This is a genomic window from Promicromonospora sukumoe 327MFSha3.1 (assembly GCF_000385135.1).
Lineage (GTDB): Bacteria > Actinomycetota > Actinomycetes > Actinomycetales > Cellulomonadaceae > Promicromonospora > Promicromonospora sukumoe_B.
Genome location: NZ_ARQM01000010.1, coordinates 532,507 through 557,680 on the forward strand (window position 1 = coordinate 532,507; position 25,174 = coordinate 557,680).

At 72.0% G+C, this 25,174-nt stretch carries 27 protein-coding genes and 2 tRNA genes; 14 read left to right on the forward strand and 15 right to left on the reverse strand.

What is annotated here, in order from left to right:
- Nucleotides 1-74 precede the first annotated feature (74 nt).
- Together H291_RS0106090 and H291_RS0106095 are read left to right on the forward strand one after the other, a co-directional pair.
- Nucleotides 75-1,055, forward strand: a complete 981-nt coding sequence (locus tag H291_RS0106090) for an ArsR/SmtB family transcription factor (RefSeq protein ID WP_026365452.1) — start codon at nt 75-77, stop codon at nt 1,053-1,055.
- 66 nt (nt 1,056-1,121) lie between these two features.
- Nucleotides 1,122-1,538, forward strand: coding sequence for a hypothetical protein (locus H291_RS0106095; RefSeq protein ID WP_020014094.1), 417 nt, complete (start codon nt 1,122-1,124; stop codon nt 1,536-1,538).
- Here H291_RS0106095 and H291_RS0106100 read toward each other — a convergent pair.
- The 3 genes from H291_RS0106100 to H291_RS0106110 form a co-directional block, all read right to left on the reverse strand.
- Complete coding sequence (locus tag H291_RS0106100; protein ID WP_020014095.1) at nt 1,535-2,338, reverse strand: class I SAM-dependent methyltransferase; 804 nt, start codon at nt 2,336-2,338, stop codon at nt 1,535-1,537. The two genes, H291_RS0106095 and H291_RS0106100, sit on opposite strands and share 4 nt — an antisense overlap.
- Nucleotides 2,339-2,422: 84 nt before the next feature.
- Nucleotides 2,423-2,495 (reverse strand) — tRNA-Asn (locus tag H291_RS0106105).
- A 204-nt stretch (nt 2,496-2,699) separates the two neighbouring features.
- Nucleotides 2,700-3,686 carry an aldo/keto reductase gene (locus tag H291_RS0106110; protein WP_020014096.1) on the reverse strand — a complete coding sequence of 329 codons (987 nt, stop codon included), beginning with the start codon at nt 3,684-3,686 and terminating at the stop codon, nt 2,700-2,702.
- 176 nt (nt 3,687-3,862) lie between these two features.
- Here H291_RS0106110 and H291_RS0106115 point away from each other — a divergent pair, with 176 nt between their 5' ends.
- Nucleotides 3,863-4,240: a DUF2255 family protein gene (locus tag H291_RS0106115; protein ID WP_020014097.1), complete on the forward strand. Its 378-nt coding sequence runs from the start codon at nt 3,863-3,865 to the stop codon at nt 4,238-4,240.
- Between the two features lie 34 nt (nt 4,241-4,274).
- Here the strand turns inward: H291_RS0106115 and H291_RS0106120 are convergent, their stop codons facing one another.
- The 3 genes from H291_RS0106120 to H291_RS0106130 all read right to left on the reverse strand — a co-directional run bounded on the left by H291_RS0106120 (nt 4,275) and on the right by H291_RS0106130 (nt 6,838).
- On the reverse strand, nt 4,275-4,844 hold the full coding sequence (locus H291_RS0106120; RefSeq protein ID WP_020014098.1) for a hypothetical protein: 570 nt from the start codon (nt 4,842-4,844) through the stop codon (nt 4,275-4,277).
- A gap of 132 nt (nt 4,845-4,976) precedes the next feature.
- Nucleotides 4,977-5,855, reverse strand: coding sequence for a siderophore-interacting protein (locus H291_RS0106125; RefSeq protein ID WP_020014099.1), 879 nt, complete (start codon nt 5,853-5,855; stop codon nt 4,977-4,979).
- On the reverse strand, nt 5,855-6,838 hold the full coding sequence (locus tag H291_RS0106130; RefSeq protein ID WP_020014100.1) for an iron-siderophore ABC transporter substrate-binding protein: 984 nt from the start codon (nt 6,836-6,838) through the stop codon (nt 5,855-5,857). Before H291_RS0106130 ends, H291_RS0106125 begins: the two co-directional genes overlap by 1 nt.
- A gap of 88 nt (nt 6,839-6,926) precedes the next feature.
- On the opposite strand from H291_RS0106130, the gene H291_RS0106135 reads away from it, so the two are divergent.
- From H291_RS0106135 to H291_RS28920, 6 genes are all read left to right on the forward strand, one after another.
- The gene (locus tag H291_RS0106135) at nt 6,927-7,949 is read left to right on the forward strand and encodes a FecCD family ABC transporter permease (RefSeq protein WP_020014101.1); all 1,023 of its coding nucleotides are present in this window, start codon (nt 6,927-6,929) and stop codon (nt 7,947-7,949) included.
- The gene (locus H291_RS0106140) at nt 7,946-8,917 is read left to right on the forward strand and encodes a FecCD family ABC transporter permease (protein ID WP_020014102.1); all 972 of its coding nucleotides are present in this window, start codon (nt 7,946-7,948) and stop codon (nt 8,915-8,917) included. Before H291_RS0106135 ends, H291_RS0106140 begins: the two co-directional genes overlap by 4 nt.
- Before the next feature lie 65 nt (nt 8,918-8,982).
- Nucleotides 8,983-9,819, forward strand: a complete 837-nt coding sequence (locus tag H291_RS0106145; RefSeq protein ID WP_020014103.1) for an ABC transporter ATP-binding protein — start codon at nt 8,983-8,985, stop codon at nt 9,817-9,819.
- A gap of 11 nt (nt 9,820-9,830) precedes the next feature.
- The gene (locus H291_RS32305) at nt 9,831-10,955 is read left to right on the forward strand and encodes a M15 family metallopeptidase (protein ID WP_157236732.1); all 1,125 of its coding nucleotides are present in this window, start codon (nt 9,831-9,833) and stop codon (nt 10,953-10,955) included.
- Nucleotides 10,956-11,084: 129 nt separating this feature from the next.
- On the forward strand, nt 11,085-11,234 hold the full coding sequence (locus H291_RS34100; protein WP_020014105.1) for a hypothetical protein: 150 nt from the start codon (nt 11,085-11,087) through the stop codon (nt 11,232-11,234).
- 209 nt (nt 11,235-11,443) lie between these two features.
- Nucleotides 11,444-14,131 (forward strand): pectate lyase family protein, encoded by a 2,688-nt coding sequence (locus H291_RS28920; RefSeq protein ID WP_033326224.1) that lies wholly within the window; start codon nt 11,444-11,446, stop codon nt 14,129-14,131.
- A 56-nt stretch (nt 14,132-14,187) separates the two neighbouring features.
- On the opposite strand, the gene H291_RS0106165 is transcribed toward H291_RS28920, so the two are convergent.
- The 8 genes from H291_RS0106165 to H291_RS0106200 form a co-directional block, all read right to left on the reverse strand.
- Nucleotides 14,188-14,652: a hypothetical protein gene (locus tag H291_RS0106165; RefSeq protein ID WP_157236733.1), complete on the reverse strand. Its 465-nt coding sequence runs from the start codon at nt 14,650-14,652 to the stop codon at nt 14,188-14,190.
- Between the two features lie 61 nt (nt 14,653-14,713).
- A complete protein-coding gene (locus H291_RS0106170; protein ID WP_026365453.1) occupies nt 14,714-15,502 on the reverse strand; it encodes an HAD family hydrolase in 789 nt (262 codons plus the stop codon).
- A gap of 96 nt (nt 15,503-15,598) precedes the next feature.
- On the reverse strand, nt 15,599-16,135 hold the full coding sequence (locus tag H291_RS32310) for an Ltp family lipoprotein (RefSeq protein ID WP_084467769.1): 537 nt from the start codon (nt 16,133-16,135) through the stop codon (nt 15,599-15,601).
- A 36-nt stretch (nt 16,136-16,171) separates the two neighbouring features.
- Nucleotides 16,172-16,963: an HAD family hydrolase gene (locus H291_RS0106180; protein WP_026365454.1), complete on the reverse strand. Its 792-nt coding sequence runs from the start codon at nt 16,961-16,963 to the stop codon at nt 16,172-16,174.
- Nucleotides 16,964-17,008: 45 nt separating this feature from the next.
- Entirely contained in the window at nt 17,009-17,878 is an 870-nt protein-coding gene (locus tag H291_RS0106185; protein ID WP_020014111.1) for a helix-turn-helix domain-containing protein, read from the reverse strand.
- Nucleotides 17,850-18,380, reverse strand: coding sequence for a DUF6879 family protein (locus H291_RS0106190; protein WP_033325760.1), 531 nt, complete (start codon nt 18,378-18,380; stop codon nt 17,850-17,852). Before H291_RS0106190 ends, H291_RS0106185 begins: the two co-directional genes overlap by 29 nt.
- Nucleotides 18,377-18,610, reverse strand: coding sequence for a hypothetical protein (locus H291_RS0106195; protein WP_020014113.1), 234 nt, complete (start codon nt 18,608-18,610; stop codon nt 18,377-18,379). Before H291_RS0106195 ends, H291_RS0106190 begins: the two co-directional genes overlap by 4 nt.
- A 168-nt stretch (nt 18,611-18,778) precedes the next feature.
- A tRNA-Ile gene (locus H291_RS0106200) sits at nt 18,779-18,852 on the reverse strand.
- Between the two features lie 157 nt (nt 18,853-19,009).
- Between H291_RS0106200 and H291_RS0106205 the strand changes: the two genes are divergently transcribed.
- From H291_RS0106205 to H291_RS28930, 5 genes are all read left to right on the forward strand, one after another.
- Nucleotides 19,010-20,608 carry an MFS transporter gene (locus H291_RS0106205; protein ID WP_020014114.1) on the forward strand — a complete coding sequence of 533 codons (1,599 nt, stop codon included), beginning with the start codon at nt 19,010-19,012 and terminating at the stop codon, nt 20,606-20,608.
- 102 nt (nt 20,609-20,710) lie between these two features.
- Complete coding sequence (locus H291_RS0106210) at nt 20,711-21,949, forward strand: RtcB family protein (RefSeq protein WP_020014115.1); 1,239 nt, start codon at nt 20,711-20,713, stop codon at nt 21,947-21,949.
- A 95-nt stretch (nt 21,950-22,044) separates the two neighbouring features.
- Nucleotides 22,045-22,611: a potassium channel family protein gene (locus H291_RS0106215; RefSeq protein WP_157236734.1), complete on the forward strand. Its 567-nt coding sequence runs from the start codon at nt 22,045-22,047 to the stop codon at nt 22,609-22,611.
- A gap of 72 nt (nt 22,612-22,683) precedes the next feature.
- A complete protein-coding gene (locus H291_RS0106220) occupies nt 22,684-23,673 on the forward strand; it encodes a DUF5819 family protein (RefSeq protein ID WP_157236735.1) in 990 nt (329 codons plus the stop codon).
- Nucleotides 23,670-24,554, forward strand: coding sequence for an HTTM domain-containing protein (locus tag H291_RS28930; RefSeq protein ID WP_020014117.1), 885 nt, complete (start codon nt 23,670-23,672; stop codon nt 24,552-24,554). The genes H291_RS0106220 and H291_RS28930 overlap by 4 nt, the downstream gene beginning before the upstream one ends.
- Nucleotides 24,555-24,637: 83 nt before the next feature.
- Here H291_RS28930 and H291_RS0106230 read toward each other — a convergent pair whose 3' ends face one another.
- Nucleotides 24,638-25,135 (reverse strand): DUF3145 domain-containing protein, encoded by a 498-nt coding sequence (locus tag H291_RS0106230; protein WP_026365457.1) that lies wholly within the window; start codon nt 25,133-25,135, stop codon nt 24,638-24,640.
- Nucleotides 25,136-25,174 lie beyond the last annotated feature (39 nt).

Here is a 25,174-nt window from a genome sequence, read left to right on the forward strand (position 1 = left end):
TATCGGGAGCCGGCCCGTGCGGCCGGCATGACCCCAGCCTCGTCGGGGTCGCGCAGGCGCACTACGGTTTCGACGTGCATCGAAACATGGTGGAGTTCCGGCTCGCGCCCGACGACATCTCGGCCATCCGGTTCGGCGTCTCGCCCGGTCACGAGCTCGCCCACGCCGTGCGCGTGCTGGTGCAGCCGCAGTACCACCCGCTCCAGTGGGGCTGGCTGCGGCGGGCGCGCGACCAGGCGCCGTCGCGTGCCTTCGAGCTGATGCGCCTGCTCGTCGGACCGGACGGGTACATGCCCGACTTCCTCACCTCGACACCCGGCTGGGACCTCGGCCCCGAGGAGGAGCTGGCCCGCCTGCGCGACGCCGACCTCGGCCCGCTGCGCGTCGACGTCCTCAAGCGCGTGGACCGCACGACCGGCACCGAGCAGCGCCTGCTGCGCGCGATGGCCGACGACCCGGAGCGCACCCGGTCCGCCGCCGCGGACGCCTGGGAACAGTGCTGGGACGCGCTGCTCGCCCCGTACTGGCCACAGCTCGAGCGGATCCTGCGTGCCGACGTCGGCGTGCGCTCCCGGCGGGCGACGACGGACGGCCTCGGGGCGATGGTCGAGACCCTCCACGAGGCCGTGAGCTGGGCCCCGCACGCCGTCCGGGTGCGGCTGCGCATGCACGGCGAGGTCCTCGACTGCGCGGGCAGCGGGCTCGTGCTGGTGCCCTCGGTCATGGCGCCCCGCTGCTCCGTCGTCACCGAGCCGCCGGCCCAGCCCACCCTGTTCTACCCGGCGCTCGGCGTCTCCGAGCGGTGGGCCGACGACGGACCGGGCACCGCCGAGGCGCTCGCTCGCCTGCTCGGTGCGGGCCGGGCGGGCGTGCTGCTCGCGCTGCGCGCCCCGCTGTCCACGAGCGAGGTCGCCGCCGCGTGCGGGCTCGCGGTGTCGACGGCGTCGCACCACCTCGCGCTGCTGAGCGCGGCCCGGTTGGTCGACGCCCGGCGCGACGGGGCGCGCGTGCTCCACGTCCGCACGCCACTGGGAGAGGCGCTGGTCGGGGGTTGATGCGACGGTTGCTCTGCTCGGCTCGTATCAGCCATCGCACATCACCGCCTACACCTCAGGAACCCAGTGCCGAACGCCGACTCCATCCCGGAACTCGCTCGCGACCTGATCTCCCGCGGGGGCACGGTTGTCGGCCACATCGCGGTTGATGATCACGAAGCCCGCGCGCTCGTCCAGGTGTCGCCTGGCGTCCCTCCGGTGGAGTTCGTCGTGGACCTCCAGGGGTTGGTGCGCTTCCTTGCGTCCGCCGGTGAGAGCGCGCGTGACGTGTTTCCTGATGTCGACCCGGTCGAGGGCGGGCTTCGACTGGTGTCGGAGCACCTGTGGGAAGAGATCGGTTCGGCGGAGGCGACGGTCCTCGCAGTGGGCGTCGATCGGCAAGGCGAGACATGGTCCAGCACGGAAACTGCGCCCAGGCCGCGCATCAAGCCTTCCGGCGACTACCGCTGGACCGCGGACCGTGTTGATCTCGAGTCTTCCTAGGACGCCCCTGGCACGGTTGCCGCTGCGGCGGAAGAGCCAGGCCGGGTCCTGCCGACGACCGTCCACGCCGTAGCCGACACCTCGAACGGGCCCGCGGACAGAAGCTCGCGGCAGCGCGCCTCGACCGCTCGCCGGGTGTCGGCGTCGAGGGCGGCGACGTAGTCCCCGGCCGGACCGACGCCGAGGGTGTACGGCTCCCACCACTCGGCGAAACCCGCGTACGCCGAGATGACGGTGAGCTCGTAGGACCGGACGTCCTCCAGCCCGGCGGCCCGGAACAGGTCGGCGAGCTGGCCGGTGCGCGCACCGACCTCCGCCGCCTCGTCGACGGCGCCCGGGTCGACGTCCCGGGCTGCGCGCCAGAACGTGGACAGCGGTGCCCGCTCGCCCCCGAAGTCCCAGACGCTCGCGGAGACGGGGCCGCCCGGCGCGGTGACCCGCGCCATCTCCCGCAGCCCCGCCACGGGGTCGGTCATGAAGGGCACCACGAGCTGCGCGAGCGTCAGGTCCACGGCGCCGTCCTCGAACGGCAGCGCCTCGGCCACGCCGTGCCGGACGTCGACGCCGGGGCAGCGCCGTCGGGCCGCCTCGACGAACGGGACCGACGGATCGATCGCGGCGACGTCGTCCGGACCGAGCCGACGGACCAGCCGCTCGGTCACGGCGCCGGGCCCGCACCCGACGTCGAGCGCACGTTGACCGTGCCGCGGGTCGACCAGGTCGACCAGCTTCTCAGCGAGCGGCTCGGAGTACCTGCCCATGAAGCGCATGTAGGACTCGGCCGCGACCTCGAAGGCCATGGGTCGACTCTACGACTCGGTGTCCGGGCAAACGACTGAGGCCCCGAACGCCCAGGTGATCTGGGGGTTCGGGGCCTCTGGATGCTCCCGCGGTTGGACTTGAACCAACGACCGTCCGATTAACAGTCGGATGCTCTGCCAGCTGAGCTACGCGGGATCGTGTTCACCCGTCCCGTTGACCGGGTGGGCGACCGGTGAAAACTCTAACAGGTCTCAGCGGGTAGTCCCGACTCGAATCCGCCCTGGATGACAGCGGTCTCCATCACACCGCGCGACCCGCGCACGGAAGTCACGGTCTACCCAGTCATCTGGCGTCGAGAAGCCGCCAGATTCCGGCGTAATCGCTGGGTAGACCGTGACTTCACCGCCCGACCATCCCCATCCCGGCCTCGTTGTACCGGTCGCCCAGCACCCCGACCCGCGCAGCCAGCCCGTTCAGGTCCGCCACGTCGTCAGCCGACAGCGCCAACCCGGTAGCACCAACGTTCTCCTCGATCCGCCCTAGCCGCCGCGTCCCCGGGATCGGCACGATCCACGGCCGCTGCGCCAGCAGCCAGGCGAGCGCCACCTGGCCCGGCGTCGCACCCTGTGCCTCCGCGAGCGCGCGCACGTGCTCCACGAGCACCTGGTTCGCGTCGCGGTTCGCGGCGGTGAACCGCGGGATCGACGCCCGCATGTCGTCGGCCGCGAACGACGTCGACGCGTCGACCGACCCCGTCAGGAATCCCCGCCCGAGCGGGCTGAACGGCACGAACCCGATCCCGAGCTCGGCGAGCGTGGGCAGTACCTCCGGCTCGGGGTCACGCGTCCACAGCGAGTACTCGCTCTGCACGGCCGTGACCGGGTGCACGGCGTGCGCGCTCCGGATCGTGGCGGGGCTCGCCTCCGACAGCCCGAAGTGCCGCACCTTGCCGGCGTCGACCAGCTCCTTGACCGTGCCGGCCACGTCCTCGATCGGTACGCCGGGGTCCACGCGGTGCTGGTAGAACAGGTCGATCACGTCGGTGCGCAGCCGGCGCAACGACGCGTCGGCGACGGCGCGGATGTGCTCCGGCCTGCTGTTCAGGCCCACCGTGGCGCCGTCCTCGATGCGCCAGCCGAACTTGGTGGCGATCACCACCTGGTCCCGCACCGGCTCCAGCGCCTCGCCGACCAGCTCCTCGTTGACGTACGGGCCGTAGACCTCGGCGGTGTCGAACAGGGTGACGCCGCGCTCGACGGCGCCTCGCAGCACGCCGATCATCTCCTCGCGCGTGCCCGGGTTGGGGCCGTAGCCCTCGGACATCCCCATGGCGCCGAGCCCGACGGCGGAGACCTCCAGGCCCTGGCCGAGCGTGCGGTGGTGCATGACGGTCTCCTTCGCGATCGATCAGCGGCAGCCGTCACACGGTAGTCCCATGGCCCTGGACCTTGGAGGTAACGCCAGGGACTCCCTCACGTCGGCCGAGTGTTGCACCGTAGAGGCGACCGGTCGCGCCCCGCGGCCGATCCAGGCGGCGCCAGGGGCGCCCGGAGGGAGCAGCGATGAGCAGCTGGACCGAGCACGAGCTCGCGCAGGTCGACAGCACCGACGAGCTGCGGGTCTCGTCCTACCGCGAGGACGGCACCCTGCGCCCGTACGTGACGATCTGGACCGCCCGGCTGGGCGGCGACGTGTACGTCCGCTCGGCGTACGGCCCGGACAACGGGTGGTTCCGCCGCGCCAAGGCCTCGGGTACGGGCCGCGTGAAGGTGGGCGACGTCGAGCGCGACGTCCGGTTCCAGGAACCGGTCGAGGACGTGCACCCCGCCCTGGACGACGTCTACCGGGGCAAGTACGCCAAGTACGACAAGAACATCGTCGGCACCGTCGTGGGCCCGCAGGTCGTGGCCACGACGCTCCGCCTCGTCCCGCAGGACTGACGGCCCCGCAGGACTGACGGGAGACAGGCCAGGATCAGGCAGGCAGCCCCGCCGCGCTGCGCACCCGCGCCTCGGCGGCGTCGATCACCCGTGCCATGTCCGGGTCGGCGAGGTCCACGCCGTTCCCGCCGATCACCTGCGAGAACAGCTCGCCGTCGACCCGGCGTCGCACCGCCACGCGGGCGGACCGCCCGCCGGGCAGCTTCACGGGCTCGGCCAGCACCACCGACCACTGCACCCGCTCCCGCAGCACCTGCGGCAGCACCGTGCGGCGGCCGTCGAGGGCGATCGGCGTCGGCTCGTCGCCGTCCACCCAGTGCACCCGGATCACGTTGGACTCGGTGTCGTAGGTCGCCCGGTCGACGTCGGCCCACTCCCGGTGCACGACGACGGAGGGCGCACCCCGCGACTCCGTGTCGCCCTTCGCGGTGGGCGCCTCGGGCGCGGAGATCAGCAGGAGCTCGGCGCGCGTGGCGAAGGCCCAGGCCTCGCCCGTGGACGTGACCAGCGGGGCCTGGGCCAGCACCGAGTCGGTGCGGTGCGAGCGGACGGCGCGGCGGACCGCCTTCTGCGGGCGGTGCGCGAACCACGAGCTGAACCCCATGAGACCCAGGCTAGTGGGCCCGGCGGCACCGGTCGGGCAGGGTGCGGGGCGAAGTCGGCAGTCGGCATCGAGATCGGTCCAGGGATGGACCGATCTCGATGCCAACTGCCGACCTCACCCAACCTGCCAACCTCAGGCCCGCACCCGGTCCGTCCTCCAGTACGCGCAGAAGTCGATCCGCGACTTCGGCACCCCGACCGCCAGGCAGTGCGCCCGCGCCGCCAGCGTGAACGACGCCTCGCCCACCACGTACACGTACGCGGCCGGGTCCACGCGGGTCGCGCGCAGCGCGTCGAGCGCCGTCGTACCGGCGGGCCGGCCGCCGTCGCGCACCAGCCAGCGGACGTCGGCGGCGGGCAGCGCCCGCCGGTCGGCCGCGTGCGGCACCTCCAGGAGGTACGTGGCGTCCCGGCCGGCAAGGCTGTGCGCGATGCCCTCGACCCCGGGCAGGCCCGACTCGTCGGCGATCACGAGCACCGGCCCGGCGTGCTCGTCGGCGTCGAAGATGCGGCCCTGGTCGAGCAGCCCGACCCGCTCGCCGTCACGGCACCGCTGCGCCCAGCGGGCCCCGGCGCCGTCCACCTGGCCGGCCGCGTCGCGGTGCACCACGACGTCGACGTCGAGCTGCCAGCGGCCGTCCACCCGGCGCGCCTCGCGCACCGTGTAGTTGCGGACGGCGGGGCGGGTCGCCTCCGGCATCGCGAGCAGGCGGGCGTACCAGCCGTCGGCGGGGCCGAACGGCAGGTCCAGCTCCTGTCCGACGCCGGCGAAGAGCAGCCGGAACCAGTGGTCGTGGCCGAAGTGCTCGAACTCGTCCTCGAAGCCGTCCCCGGTGCTCTGCAGCGTGACCCGGCGGAACCCGGGGGAGACGGTGCGGCTCGCGACCACCTCGAACGTGCGGACCTGCGCGGCGGCGGGCTTGAGCGGCAGCCGCGCGGGCGCGGGCGCGGCTGGAGCGGGCGCGGCCAGAACAGTCGCGGCCGGAGCCGGCGCCGTGAGCGTCATCGCCATCAGCCCAGCGCCTCCTCGATCAGCGGCGTGAGCTCCTGCAGGGCGTAGAGCTGCGCGGCGGGCGTGCCCAGCGAGTACGCGGCCGAGAGGTCGTCGCCGATCACGACGGCGCGGCCGTCGGCGACCGCCGGGATCTGCTTCCAGCCGGCGTCCTCGGTGATCTCCTCGGCGTCGATCCAGATGGGGAACGCGACGATCAGGTCGGAGTCCAGCAGGTCGAGCTGCTCCTCGGAGATCCGCACGCTCCAGCCGTTCTCCTCGACCGGGAGGTCGGTGATGGTGGGGCTGGCCTCGAAGCCGAGCCGCTCCATGAACAGGGAGCGCCCGTCGTTGACGTAGGCGCCCCAGCCCTCGCTGGTGCGGGTGGCGGCGGTGAAGGTGGTGCCCTCCCACTCGGGGTGGTCGGCGGCCGCCTTCTCGAACGCCTCGTCGACGCCCGCGAGCAGCTCCTCGCCCTGCTCCGGCACGCCCAGGGCCTGGGCGATCATCGTCACCTGCACGTCGTAGTCCGTGTGGTACGAGTCGCCGCCCTCGGGGACGCCGACCGTCGGCGCGATGGACGAGAGCCGCTCGTAGCGCTCCTCGTCACCGGAGCTGTGCGTGTCGAGGATGAGGTCGGGCTCGAGCGCCGCGACCGCCTCGTAGGACAGCTCCAGGGTGCCGAGGATCTCGGGTGCCTCGTCGTACAGGCCCTCCGACCAGGGGCCGACGCCCTCGCCGCCGAAGGCCAGCCAGTCCGACGCGCCGACCGGCTGCACGCCGAGCTCGAGCGCGACCTCCGCGTCGCCCCAGCCGAGCGCGACCACGCGCTCCGGCTTCTCGTCGATCGTCACCCCGTCGAACTTGGTGTCGATCGTGACCGGATAGGCCCCGTCGGCGTCCGCGGAACCCTCCGCGGACGGCGAGCCCTCCGCGGTCGAGCACGCGGCGAGCGCGAGGAGGGGGACGGCCAGGACTGCGGCGAGCGGGCGTGGGAAACGCATCGGGGCGGAGCTCTCTTCCGTGGAACGGGTACGTGCAGGTGGGCGCGGTGCCGGAACACTGCCCGATTAGGTTAGCCTAACCTCCGTTATGCCCCACTCAACGGTCCAGCACCCCGTCGCGACCCGCTACCTCGCACTCGGTGCCGGTACCGTCGCGCTCCTCGTCGTGGTCGTCGCCAGCCTCGCGATCGGCAGCAGGCCCGTCCCGCCCGACGTCGTCGTGGCCGCCCTGCTCGGCCAGGACGTCCCCGCGGGGGACTGGCGGGCGGTCGTCGAGCTGCGCGTCCCGCGCACCGTCATCGGCTGCGCGGTCGGCATCGCGCTCGGCGTCGCCGGCGCCCTCATCCAGGCGGTCACCCGCAACCCGCTCGCCGACCCCGGGATCCTCGGCGTCACCGCCGGGTCGTCGTTCTTCGTGGCCCTCGGCGTGGTGCTGCTCGGCCTGAGCAGCCCCGAGCAGTACGTCTGGCTCGCGCTGGCCGGCGCGCTCGTCGCGACCGTCGCCGTCGCCCTGGTCGGCGGCTCCGGCGGCGCCCGCGTCGACCCCGTCCGGCTCACGCTGGCCGGCGTCGCGCTCACCGCCGTCCTGGCCGGCGTCGTCTCCGGACTGCGCATCGCGGCCCCGCGCACGTTCAACGCGCTCCTGACCTGGGAGACCGGGTCGCTGGTGGACCGCGGCTGGCAGGTCGCCGGGCCGGTGCTCCCGTTCATCGCGATTGGCCTGGTCACGGCCCTGCTGCTGGGCGGCTCGCTGAACGCCCTCGCCCTCGGCGACGACGTCGCGACCGCCCTCGGCTCCACCGTCTGGGTCACCCGCGTGGGCGCCGTCCTGGCGGTGACCCTCCTGGCCGGCGGCGCGACGGCGATCGTCGGGCCCATCTCCTTCATCGGGCTGATGGTGCCGCACGTCGCGCGCTGGATCGCCGGACCCGACCAGCGCTGGATCATCGCGCTGACCGTGCTCCTCGCGCCCGTCCTGCTGCTCACCGCGGACGTGCTCGCCCGCGTCGTGCTCTGGCCGGGGGAGATGCCCGTCGGCATCGTCACCGCGTTCGTCGGGGCGCCCGTGCTCATCGCACTGGTCCGCCGGCAGAAGGCGTTCGCACTGTGAGCGCCGTCCGTACGGCCCTGCCCCTCGCGGCCGCGACGGTCGCGCTCGCGGTCGTGGCCCTCATGCTCGGCGACTACCCGCTCACCGTGCCCCAGGTCCTCACCGCCCTGACCGGGACCAGCGGCTTCGAGTCCACGATGGTGCTCGAGTGGCGGCTGCCGCGCGTCACCGCCGCGATCCTGTTCGGCGCGGCGCTCGCGATCTCCGGCGCGCTGTTCCAGACGCTGACCCGCAACCCGCTCGGCTCGCCCGACCTGATCGGCTTCGCCACCGGCTCCTACACCGGGGTCATCGTGGTCACGGTCGTCCTGGGCACCAGCGTCGTGACGACGACGGCGGGCGCGCTCCTGGGCGGCCTCGGCACCGCGATCCTGGTGTACCTGCTGGCCTACCGGCGCGGCGTCCAGGGCTTCCGGCTCATCGTCGTGGGCATCGGCGTCACCGCCATGCTGCACGCCCTGAACACCTGGCTCCTCCTGCGCGCGCAGGAGGAGGTCGCCATGGGGGCCGCGATCTGGGGCACCGGCTCCCTCAGCCTCACCTCGTGGTCCGACGTCGTCCCCGCCGTCGGGGTGCTGCTGGTCACCGCGCCGCTCGTGGTCTGGGCGAGCCGGCCCCTGCGGCAGCTCGAGCTGGGCGACGACGCCGCCGCGGCCCACGGCGTGCGCGTCGAGCCCACACGGCTCGCGATCATCGGGCTCGGCATCCTGCTCACCGCCCTGGTCACGGCCGCGACCGGCCCCATCGCGTTCGTCGCGCTCGCCGCGCCGCAGGTCGCCAAGCGGCTCTGGACCGGGGCCGGCATCCCGCTGGTGCACTCCGCCCTGACCGGCGCCTTCCTGCTGCTCGGCGCCGACCTGCTGGCCCAGTACGTCCCGGCCCAGCCCGTGCCCGTCGGCGTCGTCACCGTCGTGCTCGGCGGCCTCTACCTGCTCGGCGTCCTGATCCGGGAGGCGAGGCGCGCATGATCGCCCGGCCGCAACCGGCCCTCCAGCCGAACCAACCGAACCGTCACCACCGCCCGGAGGACCCGATGGAACCATCCCGGCTGCGCGCCGACGACGTCACGCTCGCCTACGACGGCCGCGTCGTCTCCCAGGGCCTGGACCTGGCCGTGCCCGACGGCTCGTTCACCGTGATCGTCGGGCCGAACGCGTGCGGCAAGTCCACGCTGCTGCGCGGGCTCGCCCGCCTGCTGCGCCCGGCGGCGGGCCAGGTGGTGCTCGACTGCCGCTCGGTGGCCGAGCTGCGCACCAAGGAGGTGGCGCGCCAGGTCGGCCTGCTGCCGCAGACCGCCGTCGCCCCCGACGGCATCACGGTCGCCGACCTGGTCGCGCGCGGCCGCTACCCCCACCAGGACCTGTTCCGCCGCGACGCAGCCGCCGACCGGGCCGCCGTGGCCGCGGCGCTCGCCGCCACCGGCACCGAGGAGCTCGCCCAGCGGCCCGTCGACGAGCTGTCCGGCGGCCAGCGCCAGCGGGTCTGGGTGGCCATGGCGCTCGCCCAGGAGACGCCGCTGCTCCTGCTCGACGAGCCCACGACCTACCTCGACATCGCGCACCAGATCGAGCTGCTCGACCTGTTCGCGCGGCTCAACGACGAGGGCGCCACGCTGGTGGCGGTGCTGCACGACCTCAACCACGCGGCCCGCTATGCGACCCACCTCGTGGTGATGAAGGACGGCGCCGTGGTCGCCTCCGGGGCCCCGCAGGAGATCGTCACGGCCGACCTGATCGAGGAGGTGTTCGGCCTGCCCAGCGTCGTGATCGACGATCCGCTCACCGGCCGGCCGCTCGTGGTGCCGCACAGTGCGTCGACGCGACGTAGTTCACCCCCTGAACGTTCGGCGGAGGCCCCTCGGGTGCCGTAGGTTCGAGCCTCGTGACCTTGACGAACACCGCGCCTTCCGCCCAGCCCACGGACGGGAAGCCGGACGGTTCGGCAAGAGAGCGACGGGAGGCCAAGGCCCGCCGCCGGCGCGCCCTGCGGATGACCCTCGCGGCGACCATCGTGGTCGTCGTCCTGCTCGGTCTGGCGGGGCTCGCCTGGTACCTGGTGTCCGACGTCGAGGACCTCGGCACGCAGAACGTCGCGGCCCGTGACCTGCTGGCGTCGTCCGAGTCCCGGGTGGCCGACCCGGCGACCCGCGAGGAGCTGGCGGAGCAGATCGCGGCCGCCGACGCCATGCTGGCCGAGCCGTTCCTGACCCGGCTCACCATGGGCACCGCGGAGGCAGGCGAGGCGCTCGGCGCGGCGTCGGACGCCGTCCGCGCGTCCATGGTGGACCTCGCCCGGAACGAGGTGACCGCGGCCCGCAAGAGCCTCGCGGCCGCGACCGGCCGCGGCGAGAAGGTCTACGCGGCGACGGAGGGCAAGGGGGCCGACGACGCCGTCCGGTCCAGCCTGCGCGCCGCCCTGGACACCGGCACCGCGGCCGACGCCGCCGCGAGCACGGCCTTCACCGGCACGAACCTCCAGCGGCTGGGCGAGGCCGAGTACGACCTGAGCACCAAGCGCTCCGTCGTCACCGCGGCCACGGAGGCGATGGCCACCGCGCAGGACCGCGTGACCTGCCCGGCGCCGGACCAGGTGTGGGACCCGGACAGCGGCAAGCTCCAGAAGGACCAGCTCGCGCGCATCCCGTGGGCGCCCGACTTCGTCGTGCGGGCCGACGTGCTGGACGGCCTGATCGAGCTCGACAAGGCCTACCAGGCCGAGTTCGGCACGCACCTGACGATCAACTCGGCCTACCGCTCGTACGGCTCCCAGGAGGAGCTGTACGACCCGTCGTCGCCCATCGCGGCGCCGCCCGGCTGCTCGAACCACGGCCTCGGGCTCGCGGTCGACATCGGCGGCGGCGTCGAGACGTTCGACACCCCGCAGTACGACTGGCTCAAGGCCCACGCCGAGACCTACGGCTGGATCCACCCGGCGTTCGCGGAGCCGAACGGCCGCGTGCCCGAGCCGTGGCACTGGCAGTCGGTGCTGGCGCGCGAGAGCTCCTGACCCGGAGCTTTGCGCCGTATCGCGGGCTTTTGACCGCGTTGTCTTTTTCGCCGTGCGAGTGAACGCATCCCCGTACAGGGTGAAGACAGCGCGGTGCACCCCAGCGCCGCCGGAAGTAAGGAGTTCACCGTGCCCAGCTGGCTCATCCTCGTCCTGATCGGTGTCGTGCTCGTCGTCCTCGGCGTCGCCACCGAGATCGGACAGTTCCTGATCTGGATCGGCGTCATCGTCCTCGTCGCCAGCCTTGTCATCAGCCTGGTCAACCGCCGGCGCACCTGACGCACGACGAACGATCCCTCTGTCGGCCGGCCCGGCGCGCACACCGCGCGCCGGGCCGGCCTCGTCGTGTGCCCCGACGGCGTCTCCGGGCAGGGGGTTGCCATCCGAGAAACCGGTTACTAGGATCTGGGAAACCGGTTACTCGTATTCACCCGCTGCGCGCACCACAGCAATGTCCCGCATTCAACGACGAACGTGAGGCAATGACGATGAGACGACCCAGAGCTGTCCAGTTCCTCTCGGCGGTGGCCGCGGTGACCCTCGCGGTCACGATCGGGGTGACCGCCCAGTCCGTGCCGGACGCGGCGGCGGCCACGGGCCCGGCCACGGGCTTCGCCACGCAGAACGGCGGGACCACCGGCGGCGCCGGCGGCCAGACCGTGCGGGCCACCACGGGCACCGCGATCCACACGGCGCTGTGCAACCGCGCCAGCAGCGACACCCCGATCGTCATCGAGGTGTCGGGCACCATCAACCACGGCAACACCAGCAAGGTCTCGGGCGACAGCTGCAGCACGGCCGACGACGTGATCGAGCTCAAGCAGATCAGCAACGTCACGATCGTGGGCGTCGGCAGCGGTGCCGTCTTCGACCAGATCGGCATCCACATCCGCGAGGCCAGCAACATCATCATCCAGAACGTGACCGTCCAGAACGTGAAGAAGTCGGGCTCGCCCACGTCGAACGGCGGCGACGCGATCGGCATGGAGAGCGGCGTCCGCAACGTCTGGGCCGACCACCTCACGCTGCTGGCCTCGGGCGGCGAGTCGGAGGGCTACGACGGCCTGTTCGACATGAAGAACGACACCAAGTACGTGACGCTGTCGTACAGCACCCTCCGCAACTCGGAGCGCGGCGGCCTGATCGGGTCCAGCGAGAGCGACGTCTCGAACGGCTTCGTCACCTTCCACCACAACCTGTACCAGAACCTGAACTCCCGCACGCCCCTGCTGCGGGGCGGTGTGGCGCACATGTACAACAACCACTACGTGGGGCTGGTCGAGTCGGGCATCAACTCGCGGGCCGGGGCCAAGGCGAAGGTGGACAACAACTACTTCGAGGACTCGAAGGACGTGCTCGGCACGTTCTACACCGACCAGGCCGGCTACTGGCAGGTCGCGGGCAACGTCTTCGACAACGTGACGTGGTCGAGCCCGGGGGAGGACAACAACCCCGCGGGACCCAACCCGACGTCGAACACCTCGGTGAGCATCCCCTACTCGTACCCGCTGGACGCCGCGAGCTGCGTGCCGGCCGTCGTCGCCGAGACGGCGGGGGCGAACAACGGGCTCCAGGTCTCGGACGGCAGCTGCACCCCGACGGACCCGACCGATCCCACCGACCCGACGGACCCGACCGACCCCACTGACCCGACGGACCCGCCGACCGGGGCCAACCTGAGCCTCGGCGCCGGCGCCGACGGTTCCAGCAAGGCGAGCGGCACGAGCTACGGCAACGTGCTCGACGGCGACACGAGCACGTACTGGTCGCCGGCAGGCGCCACGGGCCGGGTCTCGGTCAAGTGGGGCAGCGCCACGACGGTGTCGGCGATCAACGTGCGGGAGGCGTCCGGCGCCGTCGGGAACATCGGTTCCTGGCGGGTCGTGAACAACGGCAACGGCGCCGTGCTGGCCACGGGCAGCGGGGCCGGCGTCATCAGCTTCGCGGCGACCTCGCTGACCAAGATCAACTTCGAGATCACCAGCTCCTCGGCCACGCCGCGGGTCGCGGAGCTCGAGACGTACGCGAGCGCCGCCCCTGGCGGCGAGGAGCCGGGCGGTGAGGACCCGGGGGAGGAGCCCGGTGAGCAGCCGAGCGCGGACGCGCTCTTCGTGGCGCCGGGCGGCACCGACGGCGCCTCGGGGACCGAGTCCGACCCGACGACGCTGGCCTCGGCGATCGACCGGATCGAGCCCGGCGGCAGCATCTCCGTGCGGGGCGGCAGGTACAACCTGTCGGAGACGCTCGACATCGCGCCGGGCAACAGCGGCACCTCCGGCAACCGGACCGAGCTGTTCGCGTACCCGGGCGAGACCCCGGTGCTGAACTTCTCGGCCCAGAGCGAGAACTCCGCCAACCGGGGCATCGCGATCGGCGGCGACTGGTGGCACCTGCGCGGCCTCGTCGTCGAGCACGCCGGTGACAACGGCATCCTGCTGGGCGGCGACAACAACATCATCGAGCGGGTCGTGACCCGGTTCAACCACGACTCCGGCCTGCAGATCTCCCGGTACACCGCCGGGGCGCCGAGCAGCGAGTGGCCGTCGAACAACCTCGTCGTCTCCTCGGAGTCGCACGACAACGCCGACTCCGACGGGGAGGACGCCGACGGGTTCGCGCCCAAGCTCACCGTGGGCAGCGGCAACGTGTTCCGGTACACGGTGTCGCACAACAACATCGACGACGGCTGGGACCTGTACACCAAGGACGACACCGGCCCGATCGGCGCCGTCACCATCGAGGACTCGCTCTCGTACGAGAACGGCACGCTGTCCGACGGCTCGCAGGCCGGCAACGGCGACCGCAACGGCTACAAGCTCGGCGGCGAGGACATCGCGGTCAACCACGTGGTGCGCCGCAGCATCGCCTACGACAACGGCAAGCACGGCTTCGGCTACAACCGGAACCTGGGGTCGCTCACGGTGTCGAACAACCTGAGCATCGGCAGCGCGGAGCGCAACTTCAACTTCGACGGCGGCTCGTCGACGTTCCGCGACAACACGTCCTGCAACAGCGGCTCGAACGACCGCATCATCGGGAACGACGCGGGCGGCAACCAGTGGTGGTCCGGCTCGAACGGGTCGCGCTGCGCGCAGTACTCGGGGGCGCTCGACTGGTCGTTCGCCTCGGACGGGCGGCTCGTGGTGACGATCGGGGGGAACGAGGTGGACCTGTAGGGCCTGGGACGGCCGCGGGGGAGCCCCGGGGAGCGCGGGTGCGCGCTTCCCGGGGCTCAGCCCTGTGCGGGGTCGGGCTCGGCGTCGAGCTGGGCGAACCTGGAGTCCAGCTCGGCGATCCACCACCAGAACCGAGGTCCGACGGCGGCGACCAGCCAGCCGGGCAGGAGCGTCAGGGACATGACCGCCCACTCCCGGAGGGGCAGGCCGATCAGGGCGCCCAGGAGTGTGGCGGTGCCGAAGACCAGCACTGCGGAGACCAGGGCGACGACCAGCAGCTTGCCGCCTGTCCGGTGCACCTTGCGCGCGAACACCTCTCCGACGAGGGCCGTAGTCGTGATGACCAGGCTGAGCGGCATCGCGACGAGGATCCAGCCGGCTGCCGCCCCGATCGGGAAGAAGTCTTCCTCGGGGCTCGCGGCATCGGTCTGCGCGGTGATCGACAGGATCGTGAGGAGCGGCCCGGCGACGACGTACACGGCCGACGACACCCCGCCCGCGATCAGGTACCTCTTCCGCATGGCCTGACGGTAGCGGTCGGCCGGGGCCACCGTGCCCGTGCGACATTCGCCCCGGACAAGTTCACCCGAGCAGCGACCGCAGGACGGTCGCGGCGCCGTCGTCGTCGATCGAGCCGGTGCTGTAGGTCGCGGCCCCGACGACGGACGGCGCGGCGTGGCCCATGGCGAAGTCGTGGGAGGCCCACCTGAACATCTCGAGGTCGTTCTCGCCGTCACCGATCGCGACCGTGCGGCTCGGCTCGACGCCGAGGCTGATACGTATCTTCTCCAGCGCGGAGGCCTTGGAGATCCTGGGCGGGGTGACGTCGACCCAGTCGAGCCGGGGCGCGACCGCGGTCAGGCCGCACGCGAGCAGCGCTCGGACGATCTGGTGGGCGCCAGGCCCGTGCAGGGCGATCCTGGGCGTCGGGTTGACCAGGAACTCGCCGAGCGGGACCTGGCGCTGGGCGCCGTTGAGCTCGTGCCTGGGGAACGGTGCGCTGACCCGCCAGCCGACGCCGACGATCTCGGCGGCGATACGTACCACCGCAGCCGCCCTCATCGCGATGTCGATGACGGTCGCGGTGTCGACGGGGTGCTGCTCGACGACCTGGTAGTGGTCGCCGACCAGGTGCGCGGTGATCGCGCCGTTGCTCGTGACCATCCAGACGTCGCGGAGGCCGAGCTGCAGGGCCGCCGACACGGCGCCCTTCACGGACCGGCCGGTCGCCAGGACGATGTGATGGCCGGCGTGCAGCACCTCCTGCGTCGCACGCAGCACGGCCGGCGTCGGTGGCTGCCCGGTGCGCAGAAGAGTCCCGTCGATGTCGCACGCGATCATCAAGCGACTGTTCCGGGGCCCGGTCGTCATGTTGTGCAGGCTAATTGGCTGCTCACGCCCCGGCCAGGAGCGGAGGAGGTGGTTTTTTTGCCGCCTGCGGTGCTGGCTGGGACCGCGAGCGGTGCGCTACAGGCCGGTCTGGTCGACGCCGTAAGTCGCTTGCTCCACGGTGAACTGGTCGCCGTACTCGGACGAGAGCTGATCGATGAGGCCTTGTCGACTGAACGAGTCGTAGTCCAGGTAGTCCTGAGCGGCCTTGGCTGCCTGCTCGTTCCAGTCGACGTCGAGCGAGTCGACGGCGAACTCGGCATCTTTCACGGGGAAGGCGTCGCCGTACTCGCTGGAGAGCTGATCGATCAGACCCTGCCGTGAGAAGGCCTGGTAGTCGAGGTAGTCCTGCGCCGCCGCAATAGCCTGCTGCTGCGACTCGGTGAGTTCCGGCTCGGCTTCCTCGGTGGACTTCTTCTCCTTCTTCTCGGTCGGCTCCTTCGGCTTCGACGCCGGGGCGGAGGTCGTGGTCTCGGCAGTCGCCGCCTCGTCTGTGACGGGCTCCGCCGGCGCAGAGCATGCCGTGAGGCAGCAGGTCAGGGCCAAGGCGCTCAGGCTCGCGACGATTGGGGTACGCATCGGCTTGCCTCCCTGGGATGAGGGTGAGTTATTCATGTAGGGAGGGGCGAAGGAGTACGGAGGTGACGCCGGTCAGGTGAGGCCCGGACCCTGTCCGAGCAGCGACAGCAGAGCGCTCGCGGCGCCCTCGTCGTCGAGCGATCCCGTGCGATGGCTGGCTGCTTCGAGGACGAACGGCGAGGCGTGGCCCATGGCGACGGCGTGCGCGGCCCACCCGAACATCTCGATGTCGTTCTCTCCGTCGCCGATCGCGACGGTGCGTTCCTGGTCGACGCCGAGCTCGATGCGGACCTTCTCCAGCGCGGAGGCCTTGGAGATAGCGGGTGGTGTGACGTCGACCCAGTCGAGCCGGGTCGCGATGGCGGTGACGCCCTGTGCGATGAGCGCCGGAACCATCCGGTGGGCGTCGGGCCCGTGCAGGGCGATCCGCGGCGTCGGGTTCGCCAGGAACTCGTCGAGCGGTGCCTGCCGCTGTGCGCCGTTCAGCTCGTACCCGGGGAACGGGGCGCTCACCCGCCAGCCGACGCCGACGATCTCGGCGGCGACCCGGACGGCCGGCGCCTCCCGCCGGGCGACGTCGATGACGGTCGTGGCGTCGACGTCGTGCTCCTCGACGACCTGGTAGTGCTCGCCGACGAGGTGCGCGGTGACGGCGCCGTTGCTCGTGACCATCCAGACGTCGCGCAGGCCGAGCTGCCGGGCCGCGGACACCGCGCCCTTCACGGACCGGCCGGTCGCCAGGACGATGTGGTGGCCGGCCCGCAGCACCTCCTGCGTCGCGTGCTGCACGGCCGGCGTCGGCGGGCGCCCGGTGCGGAGCAGGGTCCCGTCGATGTCGCACGCGATCATCCTGGTCGTCGTCATGTCGGGGAGATTATTGACCTGTATCGGGGGTCGCGAGGAGTATTCTCATTTATTCTCGCGAGCGGTGATCGATTCGCCCATCCGGGTCAGTGCAGCCCGCGCCTTGTCCTCGTAGACGGCGGTGAGGGCCATCGCCTCGAAGACTTTCGTGTACTGCTCGATCTCCTGGGGCTGCGCCAGGTTGAGCTGTGCCGAGACCGTCTCGACGATGACCAGCTGGTCGTCGTAGACCCAGAACGCGTGCAGGGGTACGACGGCGAAGGGCTTGTCGTACGGGACGACTCCGAGCCGGACGTTCGGCAGCATCGCCACGTTGATCAGCCGATCGATCTGGCCGCGCATCGCCTTCGGCGGGCACACGTAGTTGAGCAGGGCCGCCTCGGTCAGGACGAGCCTGAACTTCTTCGAGGTGTCGTAGAGGATGTTCTGCCGCTGCATCCGCGCGGCGATCGCCTCGTCGACCTCGGCCCGAGAAGCTGGTCCGTTCCCGGCTCGTTCGATGATGCCGCGTGCGTAGTCGGGGGTCTGCAGCAGGCCCGGCACGATCGTGGGCTGGAAACCACGGAAGATCCGGGTGTCCTGCTCCTGACGTCCCATCACGGTCTGCTCGGCGGCGAGACCTGCCCGCAGCACGCGCCGCCACTCCCGGTGTCGCGTCTGGAGTGTGTGGAGATCCGCGAGGAGGGCCTTGGTCTCGCCTTCGTTGGCAGTCACGCGGCACCACGAGCGCACGTCGTCGTCGGTCGGGGTCTGCCGGCCGTTCTCGATCTTGGAGACCTTCGGCTGGGTCCACGACAAGGAAGCGGCGAGCTGCTGACCGGTCAGGCCGGCAGCTCGCCGCAGGTCCCGGAGGCGCGCGCCGAGCTCGTTGCGCGCCGCCCGGATATCAGGGTTGGTCGAGGTGTTCCGCGGCAAATTCGTCTCTCGTGATGGCGCGATGCCATGCGGCGTCGCGCTGGTAGTTGAGCTCGACCATGGTGGTCGGGTCGGTGATCAGGTCGGAGTCGAGGGCTACTCCGTCGTCGAAGTGCATCCTCGCAGCCGTGTGTGAGTCGAACAGCCAGTAGTCGAACTCGGGTAGCCCGGCTGCCCCGTCGCGCGCAAGGTAACGGATGTCTTCCCCCGCATCGTTGTTGAACGCGGCGGTCCAGAGGCCGAACCGGTTGTAGCCCGACAGCGGCAACGACACGACCCGCACACGCCGGACCACCCTGCCCCCGGCGACCCGGGCTCGCACAGTGTTCAGCCACCCCTCCAGCCAGGCCATGTCGGTGGTCCCCGTTTCCAGGTACCGCGCCATGGGCTCCCGCATGTTCGGGGAGTTGTACCGGTCGAGGGTCTCAAGGCGGTAAGCCGTGTACTCGAACTCGGCGAAGAGCTGGCCCAGGTCGGGCGCTGGCGGGATCTGGGAGGTCAGGGCCGGCCCTCCTGCTCCTTGAGCGCGATGTACATCTCCAGGATCTCGTACGGCACCTCGACGATGTCCTCGTGGCCGGGGATGGTGCCGACGTCCGCCAGTGCGTCGCCGTCGGTCACCTTCCAGCCTTGGACCAGGAACGTCTTGCGGTCGGTCCGGTCTGTCGCGAACAGCGTTGGTGAGTTGACGTCGGGCGACTCAGGGTCCTTGCCGATGAAGCGTGCGCGCATTATTTGCTCCCATGCTCGAATATTGGCGAACCTTGTTCGGCCATAGTCGGTGCACCGTCGGCGCGAGTCAAGGCTGGATGTGGTGGCGCCGGGTCCGAGCTGAACCACTGGCCGCAGTCATGCGAACGCAGAGGACCTTCGTACTCGCATCGTCGCGGGTGAGGTAAGTGCCCCGTCTCGGACTTGAACCGAGGACCAAGAGATTATGAGTCTCCTGCTCTGACCAGCTGAGCTAACGGGGCGTGCGGCACCAAGCCGCGCAAGGATCCTACTGCCTCGGGCGGTTCCTGCAGGTGGGGCCCGCGCGGCGCCACGGCGTCCGCCTGGGTACGCTCGAGACGAGCGACGGGTGGCACCGCCGGGGGCTGCCGACCCGCCCCGTGAGCCGAGGGCGGCGACATGGGTACCCAACCGGGCGACGGCGCCGAGGCCGTGACCGCGCACAGCAGGCGGCTGATGCTGCTGCTGTCCGCCGCGATGTTCGTGCTGGTGGTCGACACCTCCCTGATGAACGTGTCGATCTCCGCCGTCATCCGGGACCTGGACGCCACGGCCAGCGGGGTGCAGTCCGCGATCGCGCTCGAGGCGCTGGTCTCGGCCGCGTTCATCCTGATCAACAGCAAGGTGGGCGACCTCATCGGGCGCAAGCGCGCCTACGTCCTCGGGCTGCTGGCCTACGCGACCGGGGCGCTGGCCATGACGCTGGCGCAGAGCCTGACGGCGATCATCATCTTCTGGGCGATCATCGGCGGGCTCGGCGCCTCGCTGCTGCTGCCCGCGATGCAGTCGCTGATCCACGGCAACTTCGAGGGCCCGGCCCAGAAGCAGGCGTACGCCATGGTCGGCGCCGCGGCCGCGATCGCCGCCGCCGTCGGCCCGCTCCTGGGCGGGTTCGTCACCACCTACCTGTCGTGGCGGGTCGGGTTCGGGCTGGAGGCGGTCATCATCGTGATCGTCCTGAGCCAGATCCGGCTCGTGCGGGACGTCCCGTACACCGGCGGCCGCCAGGTCGACGTCGTCGGCGCCATCCTGTCCGTGATCGGCATGGGCGGCGTGGTGCTCGGCATCCTGGTCTGGCAGGAGGGCGGCGAGCTCGTCGGCGTGCTCCTGCTGGTCGGCGCCGCCGCCCTGGTGGCCCTCGCGCTCTGGCTGGTGCGCCGCGTCCGCGAGCACAGGGTGCCGCTGCTCGACCCCGGGCTGTTCGGCCACGCCGGGTTCACCACCGGCGTCACCGGCCAGATGCTCCAGCAGGTCACGCTGGGCGGCGCCATGATAGCCCTGCCGCTGTTCCTGCAGATGACGCTGGAGTACAACGCCCTCGAAGCCGGCCTTGCCCTGACGCCCCTCTCGCTGACCATGTTCGGGGCCGCGCTCGTCGCCGGACGCAAGGCCGGCAACCGCCGTCCGGCCGCGATCATCCGCACCGGGTTCCTGCTGGCCAGCCTCGGCATCGCGCTCATCATCCCGTTCGTGCCCCGCGTGGACAGCGGCTGGTACCTCGTGCTGCCGCTCGCGATCACGGGCTGCGGGCTGGGCCTGCTGGTCTCGCAGCTCAACAACTACACCCTGGCCCCCGTCGAGGAGGAGCGCGTCAGCGAGGCCGCCGGCGTGAACTCGGCCGCCGGGTCGTTCGGGCTCTCGTTCGGGCTGGCCATGTCGGGCGGCATCCTGCTCGCGTCCCTCGCGCTCGGCTTCAACCAGCTCACCCAGGAGAGCCAGGTCATCCCCGCGGCCGAGCAGCAGCAGATCGCCACCGTGCTGGAGACCGACGCCGAGGTGATGAGCAACACCCAGCTCGCCGAGCAGATCACCGGCCAGCCCCCGGCCGTCGAGGCCGAGGTGCTCGCCATCAACGAGGAGGCCCGCAACCGGTCGCTGCAGGTGGCGCTGCTCGTCCCGCTGCTCGCCGGCCTGGCCGGGCTCGGCAACGCCGTGCGCATGATGCGGCTGCCGGACCAGAAACCGTCGTCGGCCCTGGACGGGACCGACCTCGGCTGACACCGGGCTCGATGCCCAACCCGGCGCCGAAAAGTCCTGGCGCGCCTCCGCCGTCCGCCCTTAGGTTCTGCGAGCCATCCCCTACAGAACTGGAGCACTCCCATGTCCTCGGACTTCCCGGTCGCCCTGTCGGGCGCCCGGGCGCAGACCCTCATGTGGGCGCACGAGCACGACGTCGACCACGCGGCACTGAACCAGCTGCGCAACATCTCCGCCCTGCCCTGGGTCGAAGGCGTCCGCGTGATGCCCGACGTCCACCTCGGCAAGGGCGCGACCGTCGGCTCCGTCATCGCCATGCGCGACGCCGTGTCGCCCAACGCCGTCGGCGTCGACATCGGCTGCGGCATGATCGGCGTCCGCACCTCGCTCACCGCCGCGGACCTGCCCGACGACCTCTCCCGCCTGCGCAAGCGGATCGAGGCCGCGATCCCGGTCGGCTTCCACTCGCACGACGAGCAGGTGGACCTGCGCCGGCTGCGGCCCGTCAAGGGTTCGGGCGGGCAGGAGCGGCTCCGTGGCGAGCAGGCGTTCTGGGACCGGTTCGAGACGCTCAACCCGAAGGTGCGGCAGCTCGAGACCCGGGCGCGCAAGCAGCTCGGCTCGCTCGGCGGCGGCAACCACTTCGTCGAGGTCTGCCTGGACCAGGACGACCAGGTCTGGCTCCAGCTCCACTCCGGCTCCCGGAACATCGGCAAGGAGCTCGCCGAGCACCACGTCCGCATCGCCAAGGACCTGGAGCACAACAAGGGCCTCGTGGACCGGGAGCTCGCCGTGTTCCTGGCCGGCACGCCCCAGATGGACGCGTACTTGAACGACCTGTGGTGGGCCCAGGAGTACGCGGCCCGCTCGCGGGCCGTGATGATGGCGCTGGCCGTCCAGGCGGTCCGGGACGAGTTCACGGCCATGTCCGACGGCGGCCGCGAGGTCACCTTCGACGAGGGCGTGAACGTGCACCACAACTACGTGGCGCGCGAGCAGGTCGACGGCGCGGAGCTGATCGTCACCCGCAAGGGCGCGATCCGGGCCGGCCAGGGCGACCTGGGCCTGATCCCCGGGTCCATGGGCACGGGCTCCTACGTGGTGCGCGGCCTGGGCAACCCGCAGTCGTACTGGTCGGCGTCGCACGGCGCGGGCCGGCGCATGTCGCGGACCAAGGCCAAGAAGGAGTTCACCCTGGACGACCTCGCGGCCCAGACGGCGGGCGTCGAGTGCCGCAAGGACCAGGGTGTGCTCGACGAGATCCCCGGCGCCTACAAGGACCTGGACGCCGTGATCGCCGCGCAGTCCGACCTCGTCGAGGTCGTGGCGCGGCTGCGCACGGTGCTCTGCGTCAAGGGCTGACCTCCACCCCGGCGGCCACCGCGATCCCACCGGATCGCGGTGGCCGCCGCGTGCGTCCGGGGTCACCCTGGACTCAGGGTCAGGAGGTGGTCGACGTGGACGAACGTGCACCGCGGCACGAGGGCGACGCGGGGGCCCACGACCTGCGGGCGCTGCCCACCCGGCGCCGGCGCACCCTGATCACCCTCGGCCTGCTGCGGGCCGCCGCGACGTCGGCCGTGCTGGTGGCGCTCTACTACGTGCTGCCGCTCGACCGGTTCTCGGTGTCGTCGCTGGTCCTGGTGCTGGCCGTCGGCCTCGTGGGGTTCGGCGCCATGTCGTACTGGGAGGTCCGGTCCATCGTTCGGTCCCGGTTCCCCGGCATCCGGGGGATCCAGGCCCTCGCGACGCTGGTGCCGTTCTTCCTGCTGCTGTTCTCCTCGACGTACTTCGCGCTCAGCGACCGGGAGCCATCGACGTTCAGCGAGAACCTCAGCCGGACCGACGCCCTGTACTTCACCGTCAGCACGTTCGCGACGGTGGGGTTCGGTGACATCGTGGCGCGGACCGACGCCGTCCGGCTCCTCGTCTCCGGGCAGATCCTGCTGGACCTGGTCGTCCTCGGCCTGGGGATCCGGGTGTTGCTCGGCGCGGTGCAGAAGGGCCGGTCGGGCGGGGCCTGAGCGGGGCTCGGGACCTGGGCCCGGTACGGGCGAACTGTCGCCGGGCACCGGGTCTCTGGCACCCTGTGCGCGGTGAGCACCACCCCGGGCGCCCCTCCTGCCCGTTCCCGCCCGACGACGACGCCGGGTCAGCCGGCCGTCCCGTCCGTCCCGGCGCGGGTCCGTGGGCTGGTCGTCGTGGTCTGGGTCGTGCTGCTCGCGCACCTGGTGGCCACGTTCGTCTGGGCGGCGCCGGGCTACCTGACCGGTCGGCCCGCCGGGGAGTCCATCGGCGACGCGCCGACGACGGCCGTGCACCGGGCGCTGGAGCCCTACATGACGCCCGTGTTCGCGCAGAACTGGTCGGTCTTCGCGCCCTCGCCGCTGCACGTCGAGTACTCCCTGCGCGTGCGAGGCGTGTACGCCGGCGGGCCCGACGGCGACCTGGCGCCCGGGCCCTGGATTGACGCCACGGCGGTCGAGGTCCGGGCGCTCACCGGGCACGTGCTCCCGGCGGCGACCGAGCGGCCCTCCCGCCGGCTGGCGACGGACCTGCGGAGCGCGTTCCTGGAGCTGCCCGAGGACGGGCGGGCGGCGTTGCTGGTCTCGCCGGTCGCGGCGGGCTCGGGTGCGGACGGCGGTTCGGGAGGCTCCGACGCCGCCCCCTGGGCCGGCCTGCGCGCGGCGCTGCTCGACGCCGGGGGCGCGCCCGACGCCGTCGACGACTACCTGGGCAGGGACCGCGCCGTGGCCGCGTACGCGACGCAGGTGCTGCGGGCCTCCGGGGACGACGCGGTGCCGGGCGGTGCTGGGTCGGCCGGCGCTGGGTCGGCGGCCTCGTCCGCCCCTGCCGCGCCCGTGTTGGTCCAGGCGAGCGTCCTGCGTCAGGAGGTCGCGCCGCGGGGGAGCGGCGCACGGCCCGCGCCGTCCGAGCTCGTGCTGGGCGCGCGCCCGCCCGTCGTGGTGCCCGGCCAGGACGACGCGGCGTTCCGGCGCACGTGGGCGGCGCTGCGCGGCGACGGCGTCGTCGGCCAGGACGAACCCGGCGTCGTCGGCCCGGCCGAGCCGGAGCCCGCCCCGTGACCCGCGCACCCGACCTGACCCGGCCGCCCGACCCGACCCGCCTGCTCGACGCCGGTGTCCGCTGGATGACCGTCCGCGCCCACGCGACCTACGGCGTCGCGCTGATGCGCATCGTGCTCGGCCTGGGTATCGCCGGGTACGTCGCGGTGAACTTCCCGGGCCGGCAGGCGCTGTGGGGTACCGGGGCCCGCTGGGCCACGCCGCTCGGCGCCCACGCCCTGGCGGACGGCCCGCTGCTCACGGCCGGCTGCGTGGCCCTGTTCCTGGTGGCGGTGCTGGTAGCCCTCGGCTGGCACGCCCGGTTCCTGGTGCCGGTGCTCCTGCTCGGCTGGTGGGGCCTGACCGCGATCAACCCCCTGGTCGCCGACCAGGGCGACAACATCTCGCGGATCCTGCTGGTCTACCTGTGCTTCGCGGACTCGTCCGCCCGCCTGTCCCTGGACGCCCGACGACGGCGGAGCCGACCCGGCCGCACGCAGCTACGCAACCTGCTGCACAACGCCGCCGTGCTGGCGGTGGGCGCGCAGATCTGCCTGGTCTACGTGCTGTCGGGGCTGTTCAAGCTCCAGGGACCGGAGTGGCGCGACGGGTCGGCGGTGTACTACCCGCTCTCCTTGCCGCAGTTCCGGCCGTGGCCGGGCCTGGCGGACCTCATCGTCGGCCACGGCTGGCTCGTCGCCGCCGTGACGTGGGGGACGCTCGCGCTGCAGCTCACGTTCCCGCTCCTGCTGCTGCAGCGGCACCTGCGGCTGGCGGCCGTCGGCGGGGCGCTCCTGATGCACGCGGGCATCGCCGTCGTCATGGGCCTGCCGTTCTTCTCGCTCTTCATGATGGCGGCCGACTGCCTCTTCGTCCGCCCACCCCGGAGCGGAACGCGTTGAGCACAGCAGCTGCTGCCAGAACGGGCCGCGTTCTGGCAGCAACTGCTGTGCTCAACGGCCTGGCCGGAGGCCGGAGGCCGACGTCAGCCGACCTGGTGGAGCCAGCGGACCGGGGCGCCCAGGCCGGCGTAGCGGAACGGTTCGAGCTCGTCGTCCCAGGCGGCGCCCAGGGCGAGGTCGAGGGCGTCCCGCATGGCGCGGGGGTCGGCGAGCTCCAGGGCGGCGCGGACCCGGTCCTCCGGCACCACGACGTTGCCGTGCACGTCGGTCATGGCGTGGAAGATGCCGAGGTCGGGCGTGTGCGACCAGCGGGCGCCGTCGGCCCCGTTGCTCGCGTCCTCGGTGACCTCGTACCGCAGGTGGGACCACCCGCGCAGGGCGGACGCCAGTTTGGCGCCCGTGCCCTGCGGACCCTGCCACGAGTACTCGGCGCGGTACAGGCTGCGCCCAGCAGGCTGCGCGGTCCAGTCCATGGAAACGCGCACGCCAAGGACGTTCCCCGCGGCCCACTCGATGTGGGGACACAGGGCACGAGGTGCGGAATGCACAAAAAGCACACCCCGCGTGATGACACCGGCCATGTCTTCCTCCCTGGATCGAGGTACGTCTTCCCCTACGTC

Excerpts from the sequence above, each read along its gene's own strand:
- H291_RS0106100 (WP_020014095.1), bottom strand. The coding sequence starts at position 2,338 with ATGGCCTTCGAGGTCGCGGCCGAGTCCTACATGCGCTTCATGGGCAGG.
- H291_RS0106110 (WP_020014096.1), bottom strand. The coding sequence starts at position 3,686 with ATGCACCACCGCACGCTCGGCCAGGGCCTGGAGGTCTCCGCCGTCGGG.
- H291_RS0106115 (WP_020014097.1), top strand. The coding sequence starts at position 3,863 with ATGAGCAGCTGGACCGAGCACGAGCTCGCGCAGGTCGACAGCACCGAC.
- H291_RS0106120 (WP_020014098.1), bottom strand. The coding sequence starts at position 4,844 with ATGGGGTTCAGCTCGTGGTTCGCGCACCGCCCGCAGAAGGCGGTCCGC.
- H291_RS0106125 (WP_020014099.1), bottom strand. The coding sequence starts at position 5,855 with ATGGCGATGACGCTCACGGCGCCGGCTCCGGCCGCGACTGTTCTGGCC.
- H291_RS0106130 (WP_020014100.1), bottom strand. The coding sequence starts at position 6,838 with ATGCGTTTCCCACGCCCGCTCGCCGCAGTCCTGGCCGTCCCCCTCCTC.
- H291_RS0106135 (WP_020014101.1), top strand. The coding sequence starts at position 6,927 with ATGCCCCACTCAACGGTCCAGCACCCCGTCGCGACCCGCTACCTCGCA.
- H291_RS0106145 (WP_020014103.1), top strand. The coding sequence starts at position 8,983 with ATGGAACCATCCCGGCTGCGCGCCGACGACGTCACGCTCGCCTACGAC.
- H291_RS28920 (WP_033326224.1), top strand. The coding sequence starts at position 11,444 with ATGAGACGACCCAGAGCTGTCCAGTTCCTCTCGGCGGTGGCCGCGGTG.
- H291_RS0106165 (WP_157236733.1), bottom strand. The coding sequence starts at position 14,652 with ATGCGGAAGAGGTACCTGATCGCGGGCGGGGTGTCGTCGGCCGTGTAC.
- H291_RS0106170 (WP_026365453.1), bottom strand. The coding sequence starts at position 15,502 with ATGACGACCGGGCCCCGGAACAGTCGCTTGATGATCGCGTGCGACATC.
- H291_RS32310 (WP_084467769.1), bottom strand. The coding sequence starts at position 16,135 with ATGAATAACTCACCCTCATCCCAGGGAGGCAAGCCGATGCGTACCCCA.
- H291_RS0106180 (WP_026365454.1), bottom strand. The coding sequence starts at position 16,963 with ATGACGACGACCAGGATGATCGCGTGCGACATCGACGGGACCCTGCTC.
- H291_RS0106195 (WP_020014113.1), bottom strand. The coding sequence starts at position 18,610 with ATGCGCGCACGCTTCATCGGCAAGGACCCTGAGTCGCCCGACGTCAAC.
- H291_RS0106205 (WP_020014114.1), top strand. The coding sequence starts at position 19,010 with ATGGGTACCCAACCGGGCGACGGCGCCGAGGCCGTGACCGCGCACAGC.
- H291_RS0106210 (WP_020014115.1), top strand. The coding sequence starts at position 20,711 with ATGTCCTCGGACTTCCCGGTCGCCCTGTCGGGCGCCCGGGCGCAGACC.
- H291_RS0106230 (WP_026365457.1), bottom strand. The coding sequence starts at position 25,135 with ATGGCCGGTGTCATCACGCGGGGTGTGCTTTTTGTGCATTCCGCACCT.